Below are 7,872 nucleotides of genomic sequence, written 5' to 3' on the forward strand. Positions count from 1 at the left end.
GGTTTTTATTATTTTTCCAAGTTTTACAATTTCGATTAACTTGCATATTTCTTAAAAACACATTAATCAAATTTATCCAATAAGTCAACAAGGAATTAATAATTTTTTAAAAATTCCAACTAAAAATAAAATTCCCATTTTTATAATTGACTATTTCTACAAATATAGTATACTTTAAATACAAATGACGAACGAGGCAAATAATGCCAGTTCTTTTTCTTTATTAATCAAATGCTGACTAGGGATCTAGAGGCGTTTTAATGGACCAACTTGCGTTCATTAAAACGCCTTTTTCTTTTTAAAGGAGGAAACGTATGCTAACATTTGCAGCTTGGAACGATTCATTCATTGATTTTGAAGTGGATGACACATATAAAGGAGCGCTCAATGTTTTAAAATGGGCTTACGAGCATTATGGAGATGATGTTGTATATGCATGTAGCTTCGGGATTGAAGGGATAGTGTTAATCGATTTAATTGCTAAAGTGAAGCCTGATGCAAAAATCGTCTTCTTAGATACAGATGTTCATTTTAAGGAAACGTACGAGACGATTGAAAAAGTAAAAGCAAACTATCCGGAGTTAAAGATTGAATTGAAAAAACCAGCTTTAACATTAGAAGAACAAGCTCAACAATACGGCGAAGAATTATGGAAAACAAATCCGAATAAATGCTGTGAAATACGAAAATTAGTACCATTAAAAGAAACTTTAACAGGAGCAAAAGCGTGGATATCTGGATTACGTCGTGACCAGTCTGAAACGAGAGCGAATGTCAATTTTATTAACCAAGATCATAAATTCCAATCTATAAAAATCTGTCCACTTATTCATTGGACATGGAAAGATGTGTGGCGTTATGTAAGTAAACATAATTTAACTTACAATCCACTCCATGACTCAGGCTATCCAAGTATTGGCTGTTCACATTGTACAAAACCAGCTTTTACGATGGAGGATTTACGTTCAGGAAGATGGTCTGGTTCAAATAAAACGGAATGCGGATTACACGATTAGAAAATGTATTTAACAAACTATAAATTTTAGGAGGAATTAACAATGAGTTTACAACCACATGGCGGAAAATTAGTATATTCATATAACCCAGAAGCATCTTATGAAAGTATCGAAAAAGAAATTCAACTTGATGCGATTGCATTAAGCGACCTTGAACTGATTGGAATTGGTGCATATAGCCCACTGGAAGGATTTTTAGCAAAAGAAGATTACGAATCTGTAGTTGAAACAATGCGCCTTTCAAATGGAACAGTTTGGAGTATTCCCATCACATTACCTGTTGCAGATGAGGTAGTAGCTACATTAAACACTGGGGATATCGCAAAACTTACCTATGATAGTGAAGTATATGGTCTAATTACAATTAACGATATTTATACACCAGATAAAAAGGTTGAAGCGAAATTAGTGTATGGGACAGACGATTTAAATCACCCTGGTGTTCAAAAACTTTTAGAACGACCAAACACTTATGTTGGCGGTAACATCACACTATTGAAAAAAGCACCTAAATCCTTCCCTGCTTATACATTTGAACCAAAAGAAACACGAGCATTGTTTGAGGAAAAAGGCTGGAAAACGATAGTTGGATTCCAAACAAGAAATCCAGTACACCGTGCCCATGAATATATCCAAAAAGTCGCATTAGAAATTGTTGATGGTTTGTTCCTAAACCCTCTTGTTGGGGAAACAAAATCTGATGACATCTCAGCTCCTATTCGTATGGAAAGTTATGAAGTACTGCTTGATAAATATTACCCAAAAGAGCGTGTTCAATTAGGTGTGTTCCTAGCTGCAATGCGTTACGCAGGACCAAGAGAAGCAATCTTCCATGCATTAGTTCGTAAAAATTATGGCTGCACTCATTTTATTGTTGGCCGTGACCATGCAGGTGTTGGTGATTACTACGGAACATATGATGCGCAAATAATCTTTGAAAACTTTAGCCCTGAAGAAATCGGCATTACACCTTTAAAATTTGAACATAGTTTCTATTGCACTGCTTGTGAAGGGATGGCAACAACAAAATCTTGCCCGCATGATGCCACTTCTCGCATTATTTTATCAGGAACAAAAGTACGTGAAATGTTACGTAACGGAGAAATTCCACCAAGCACATTTAGCCGCAAAGAAGTAATCGAAGTTTTAATAAAAGGATTACGACAAGAAGTTCATTCATAAGAAGAGGTGTAAAAATATGAGTACAAATATCGTTTGGCATGAAGCTTCCATTGCAAAAGCAGAAAGAAGAGAAAAAAATAACCATCATAGCTTTGTTTTATGGTTTACAGGATTATCAGCGTCTGGTAAATCTTCCATTGCAAATGCAGTAGCAAGAAAATTATTTGAAGATGGAAACCAATCATTTGTTCTAGACGGTGACAATATTCGTCATGGGTTAAACAAAAACTTAGGCTTTGATGAAGAATCCAGAAAAGAAAATATTCGTCGTATCGGTGAAGTATCAAAACTTTTTGTTGAAAGTGGTCAAATCGTATTAACAGCGTTTATTTCGCCTTACAAAGAAGATCGTAATGTCGTTAGAGCACTTGTAGAAGATGGTGAATTTATTGAAATCTTTGTGCAGTGTTCAATTGAAGAATGTGAACGTAGAGATCCAAAAGGCCTTTATACGAAAGCTCGAAATGGAGAAATTCCAAACTTCACAGGTATTAGCGCCCCATATGAAGCTCCAGACAATCCAGAACTTGTAGTGGATAGTGAGAAGTTTTCAGTTGAGGAATGTACAGATCAAATCATTAGTTTTTTAAAAGAAAAAAAATATATATAACAATGGCGCAGTTCAATTTCTAGTGTAGAGATTGAACTGCGTTTATTTGTTAAAAGTGGAAAAACGATTCATACATATGAGGAACATCTTTAAAGGATTCTAGAAATTTTCTCCACATCCTCTACACCACCTCTTAATATAACCCTTTTTATTATGATGGTTAATTTATTTTGAAACATGCATAGTTATTGCAAAAGTTGTTTTTTGTATCAATAAATTTATACTGCACATAATAATTCATAAAAATAAAGGAGAATAACTATGAAGAAAATTATTTTGCTTTCGGCATTTATTTTCTCTCTTGGTCTTGCGGGATGCGGTGAAACAACGGAAGAAAACCTCGGTGGTGAGGTAGAAAATACAGAGAACAATGAAAACACAGGTAATGATACTAGCGGAGATACTGAAGAAGCCGCAACAAATGATGAAAAAGAATTAAACCAAGTAATAGTTGACAATGAAAATTTGACAGCGACACTGGTGAAGATTGTTAAAAAGAATGATGAAGTTTGGGGTAATACTGTTGAAGTAATCTTTGACGTAACAAACAAACGGAAGGATAGTATTGAAGTTCAGGCAAATAGTGTATCAGTTGATGATCGTATGGTAGATGAAACATTGCTCTCAATGAGTCAAGAAGTGGCACCAGGAAAATCAGCAACAGCAACATTAACCATCAGCGAATTTGAAGGATATGATTTCCCTGCTTTTGAAAATAACTTTGAAATGATCTTACACGTATTCTCTTGGGACGATTATGACTACAGTGAAGATCATCCAGTAAAAGTGGAATTCTAATATTAATACTTCCATACCAGATGCAACTTAAGCATCTGGTATATTTTTTTGGTGTTATTTGACCCCTCTTATTTTTTTCATTCCGAATTTTATAGTGACCAAACATATTACAAAGCCTATAATTGCTGGGATTATTATGGATTTGCCTGATTCCCCTGCAAAAATAATACTCCACGCTATTTTTCCTATTGCAATAAAGGCCATAATGGACATCCCAAACCAAATGTTACGATACCAAAAAGCAACAGCTAAGAGAGTTAAAGATACCGGGACAATCAATGTAAGTAAGACTTTTGGAATTCCCCAATCCCCAGTTAAATAATTCAATTCATATTGAAGAAATTCTTGTACTTTTGCATCGACAGTACTCGGTTCCGGAAACCAAAACATCGATGAAAAAATACACAACAATGTAAAGAAGATCCCTGCAAAACTTCTTTTGAAGGCAAAATAACAAAAAGGAATAATAAAAAGTGGTCTAATATACCAAGAAAGTTGATTCTGATGTCTAGCAAATGCCCAATCAAGTAAATCACGATTCAAAACTAACGCAATTAGTAAACCTAAAGAACAAAACGCAAAGAAAACAGCAAGTGCTTTATCATATTTTCGCAACATTAGATTCCCTTCCCTGTGTTTGGTATAGATAATCCTTTTTCTAAAAACAGAATAATTTCTTCTGTTAGAGAAAATAAATGATCGTCAAAATAATCCGAACCAGACTTTTCTATGAAATACTGGACAAATGACACGTTTAAGGATTCGATTAGTAAAATAATTGTTTCATTTCCTAATCTCTTATCAATTTCACCCTTTTCCTTGCACTCATTAATTAATGGATGAAAAAATTCAAAACTTTTATCGTGTCCATCCCCAAGGACCATTTTCTTTAGTTCTTGATCTGAATTTAAAATAAAATTGGTTGCAATTTTCGCCATATCTGGGTGCAAACGATAAAACTGTACTCCTCCAATAAATAAATTTTTCACGATATCAATAAACGTTATGTTACTAGATATTTGGTATGCATTTTTGGTGTATTCGTGTTTTTTGAAGCCAATTTGTTCGATTACATACTTGTATAAATCAAGTTTGTCTTCAAAATATTGATAAAAACTCCCCCTTGGAATTCCTACTCTTTTGATAATGCTTGATATGCTTGCTTTTTCATACCCATGTTCTGCAAATTCGGCAATACTGCCTTCTAAAATGATTGTTCTTTTTTCATTTGGTAGGTTAAAAAAAGTTGTTAATGGCATTTTGATTCCCTCTCTTATAATCGATGTGACACTATTGTCATATGACAACAATGTCATCTTAACATACAAACTTTAACTTGTAAATATTGTAAAGGTGTTACCCATTCCAAAATTACAAAAGTTTAGCATTAAAGAAATTTAAGACTTTCATTAAATTGCAAATTTGTAAAATCAACTATTAACTTAGTCAATGATAAATCCTTCTCTTTACTCCACTTTTCCCAATGCCTGCTATTTTGTCGTGATCCAATCCATCCCCAGTTAACGTAATCCAAATTTGATTATTTCTTTTCAAGCTTTTTGAAAAGAGATTCTTGATTAGAAATCATTTGGAAACCACCTAGTAAAAAAGCAGTGGATAGTTCGATTAGGTTGAACTTTCCACTGCCCAATTTAAATATTGTACTTTTTCAGTGTCCTCGTTTATTTCACTATACTCCTCTATGTCAATTGTGCAGTTTGGTACATTAAGAATATAATTCACTTTGATATTATCGATTGTCATGTTTATTCCAATTTTTAAAATGGTTTTCTTTAGTCGATAGATCGTGGTATAAAGATTTTGTTCAGCCTTTTTTGTACTAATTTGTGGCCATAAATTCTCGATTATTTTCCATTACTCAATGCCGTTCTTATGATGTATGACTAGTAGTGTAAATAACTTTTCCACTTTAACTGTGGTCTATTTAATTTGAATTTCTTTATTGCCAAAAAAATATTAATATGTTCAAGGAGTTCAATTCTTACACTATCTTCATTGACAATACTAGATTTATGCTCATGCATCAACGGCGTAGTGTTTATAAGCGGAAACAAATACGATTTTTAAATTTGTACATTTTTTTAAGAGCTTATACCCGAGTTCAATTCCATTTGTTCCTCGCATCTCAATATCTAGGAAAATTACATCAGGCTTTAATATTGGAATATAAGTTAATGCTATTGTCGATTGATTAAAAACCGGCTATCACTTGAGTTAAGCCTGTATTCTCTAGCTGCATTTTCAAGAAATTCGAAACTAATTTTTCATCACCCACAATACTTACTTTGAGCACTTGTAAGAATACCCCTTTCATTTTTAAATCGGTATTTCAAACTTTACCATTGTCCATAATCCTAGATCACTAGAATGCATTATTATTTAATAACCTTATTCAGAACTTACCGTAAATTTCATCCAAATTTGATTTTTCATCGCAAGATCATTTTCTGACTCTAAATCTTTTATGAATAAATAGTAAGATTCCCCATTGTTATATGGTTTAACTGGAGTAATTTTAATTGATTTTGAATTAATTACTTCGACATTAACTTCAACTTTACTTCCATGTTGATTTGTTACAAAGATATGCTCGTCCGTTAACAATGCCTCTTTTACATTTGCATTAAATGTTAATGTCCACTCTTTATTAGGGGAGACGTTGTTTTTCTCTTGCCATTTTCCTGTTTCGAGTGAGTACGGTATAGTTTTAAATACATATCGCTCTGAAGCTACAAAACGTTTACCAGTAGACGATTCAATGTTTTCACTTAAATATAGATAGTATTTTGTGTCTGGTTTGTAATACGTTTTCGGACTGACTTGAATTGTATTGTTTGTTAGCTGAATATCAATTTCGACTTTTTCTCCGTTCTGATCATACATATATACCGTTTCATTGTTGACTGTCGAGCTTTTCACTGCCTGATTGAACTTAATATTCCATACTTTATCTGCCATTACTGGTAGTTCCATTTCCGATGTACGTCCAGTGAATTGGTCATTAAAGTTTGGTTCCTTCTGATCCCAGCCATTTTCCATATTTAATATGGTGAATGTACTGAATTTACTTATGGTAAACTTTAATCCAAGTTCTCCATTTTTATATGGAACAACCTCACCTTTAATAAATACCTTTTCACCATCACTATGTTCGATATATACCCCTAATTTATTAAAGAATTCTTCACGTTCCTTGGCTTCAGTAGGTATCGTTACACCCTTAAGTGGAAGAATTATGTCTACTGGTTGATTTGGCATATTCGTTTCAATGGTCATTGGTCGACCCACCACATTAATATTCACGCTGCCAGCTACTTTGCGCACGGTTTCTTCTTGTTTTGCACGATCTTCTACCTCGTTTTTCTTTTCTTCCTCTTTTATAGGAATTACTCTGAAGTAAAGATCGTTTTTAATTTGACCAATTGACTCTTTCGGAATAGCAATTCTTGCATTATCCGTATAAATTTCTAGATTGATATCTCCCTCTTGCATTGCCGTGATAGATCCTTTATTAATGGATACGTTTAATTCTGACACTTCGTCTTTTGAATCTGGAATGACGATTCGTGCTGTATCAGAACCTGCCTCTTTTAGTTTTTTAACCGTTTCAGCAGCATTCTCAGGTGTTAATTCTACTTCATCTTTTTGTTTCCATTCGTATCTGTAGTACGCTTGATTGTTGCTGTTGATACGTTAGAGCCTTGTTGATCACCTATTTCAATTGGCGCTGTGATGATTTCTGGTTTTGGCGGTTTAGGTTGTGGAGTTGGTGTATAGCCTCCTCCTCCTCCACTAGAAGAAGCTTGCGCACGGTTTACAGAAATCGTATAGGTCCTTTTCGTTACCCCATCTTCTGCTGTTACTACAATTTGAATTGTATTATTACCAACAATTAATGGTACTGCAGTTATAGATGGTTGATTATTAACCGTTATTGTAGCTTTTCCAGTGTCTTCTACAATTGGCGATATAGTAATACTGCTTATTGCATTTTGTACATTGACTGTGTAAGAGGTTATATCTTTGTCAAAAGGTCGATTTAACGTTCCATTTGATAATGTTAATGCACCTAAATTTGCATTTTGGCTCTTGGCATTGATTGTCACCGTTGCCACTTGGCTCGTTGTAGTTGCTGTTTTATTTCCTGTCGCACTGTTATCTGTATTTGTAATCACTACATAATAATAAGTTGTTCCTGCAGTACCTGTTGGAGCTGTAAATGTTGGACTTGTCGCACCATTGATT

Annotated in this window: 9 protein-coding genes; 4 read left to right on the forward strand and 5 right to left on the reverse strand. The window is 33.9% G+C overall.

Features of this window, described 5'->3' with window-relative positions; genetic code table 11:
• Positions 1–314: 314 nt before the first annotated feature.
• The 4 genes from CRO00_RS11615 to CRO00_RS11630 all read left to right on the forward strand — a co-directional run bounded on the left by CRO00_RS11615 (position 315) and on the right by CRO00_RS11630 (position 3,606).
• Positions 315–1,016, forward strand: a complete 702-nt coding sequence (locus CRO00_RS11615; protein WP_097073837.1) for a phosphoadenylyl-sulfate reductase — start codon at positions 315–317, stop codon at positions 1,014–1,016.
• A 42-nt stretch (positions 1,017–1,058) separates the two neighbouring features.
• Positions 1,059–2,198, forward strand: a complete 1,140-nt coding sequence (gene sat / locus CRO00_RS11620) for a sulfate adenylyltransferase (RefSeq protein WP_097073838.1) — start codon at positions 1,059–1,061, stop codon at positions 2,196–2,198.
• A 16-nt stretch (positions 2,199–2,214) separates the two neighbouring features.
• Positions 2,215–2,808 (forward strand): adenylyl-sulfate kinase, encoded by a 594-nt coding sequence (gene cysC / locus CRO00_RS11625; RefSeq protein WP_097073839.1) that lies wholly within the window; start codon positions 2,215–2,217, stop codon positions 2,806–2,808.
• A gap of 261 nt (positions 2,809–3,069) precedes the next feature.
• Positions 3,070–3,606 (forward strand): hypothetical protein, encoded by a 537-nt coding sequence (locus CRO00_RS11630; RefSeq protein WP_097073840.1) that lies wholly within the window; start codon positions 3,070–3,072, stop codon positions 3,604–3,606.
• Positions 3,607–3,660: 54 nt separating this feature from the next.
• Here the strand turns inward: CRO00_RS11630 and CRO00_RS11635 are convergent, their stop codons facing one another.
• From CRO00_RS11635 to CRO00_RS11655, 5 genes are all read right to left on the reverse strand, one after another.
• Positions 3,661–4,224, reverse strand: coding sequence for a hypothetical protein (locus CRO00_RS11635; protein WP_237658400.1), 564 nt, complete (start codon positions 4,222–4,224; stop codon positions 3,661–3,663).
• Complete coding sequence (locus tag CRO00_RS11640; RefSeq protein WP_161946670.1) at positions 4,224–4,865, reverse strand: TetR/AcrR family transcriptional regulator; 642 nt, start codon at positions 4,863–4,865, stop codon at positions 4,224–4,226. The genes CRO00_RS11635 and CRO00_RS11640 overlap by 1 nt, the downstream gene beginning before the upstream one ends.
• 778 nt (positions 4,866–5,643) lie before the next feature.
• Positions 5,644–5,808, reverse strand: a complete 165-nt coding sequence (locus tag CRO00_RS20640; protein WP_097073842.1) for a response regulator — start codon at positions 5,806–5,808, stop codon at positions 5,644–5,646.
• A 207-nt stretch (positions 5,809–6,015) separates the two neighbouring features.
• Positions 6,016–7,164: an Ig-like domain-containing domain gene (locus CRO00_RS11650; RefSeq protein WP_141396961.1), complete on the reverse strand. Its 1,149-nt coding sequence runs from the start codon at positions 7,162–7,164 to the stop codon at positions 6,016–6,018.
• 95 nt (positions 7,165–7,259) lie between these two features.
• Positions 7,260–7,872: cadherin-like beta sandwich domain-containing protein (locus tag CRO00_RS11655; protein ID WP_141396962.1), on the reverse strand; the 613-nt coding region annotated here is incomplete at its 5' end.

This window comes from Ureibacillus xyleni, assembly GCF_900217795.1.
Classification (GTDB): domain Bacteria; phylum Bacillota; class Bacilli; order Bacillales_A; family Planococcaceae; genus Ureibacillus; species Ureibacillus xyleni.

Coding starts and splice junctions, on each gene's coding strand:
- CRO00_RS11615 (WP_097073837.1), top strand. CDS start 315: ATGCTAACATTTGCAGCTTGGAACGATTCATTCATTGATTTTGAAGTG.
- sat (WP_097073838.1), top strand. CDS start 1,059: ATGAGTTTACAACCACATGGCGGAAAATTAGTATATTCATATAACCCA.
- cysC (WP_097073839.1), top strand. CDS start 2,215: ATGAGTACAAATATCGTTTGGCATGAAGCTTCCATTGCAAAAGCAGAA.
- CRO00_RS11630 (WP_097073840.1), top strand. CDS start 3,070: ATGAAGAAAATTATTTTGCTTTCGGCATTTATTTTCTCTCTTGGTCTT.
- CRO00_RS11635 (WP_237658400.1), bottom strand. CDS start 4,224: ATGTTGCGAAAATATGATAAAGCACTTGCTGTTTTCTTTGCGTTTTGT.
- CRO00_RS11640 (WP_161946670.1), bottom strand. CDS start 4,865: ATGCCATTAACAACTTTTTTTAACCTACCAAATGAAAAAAGAACAATC.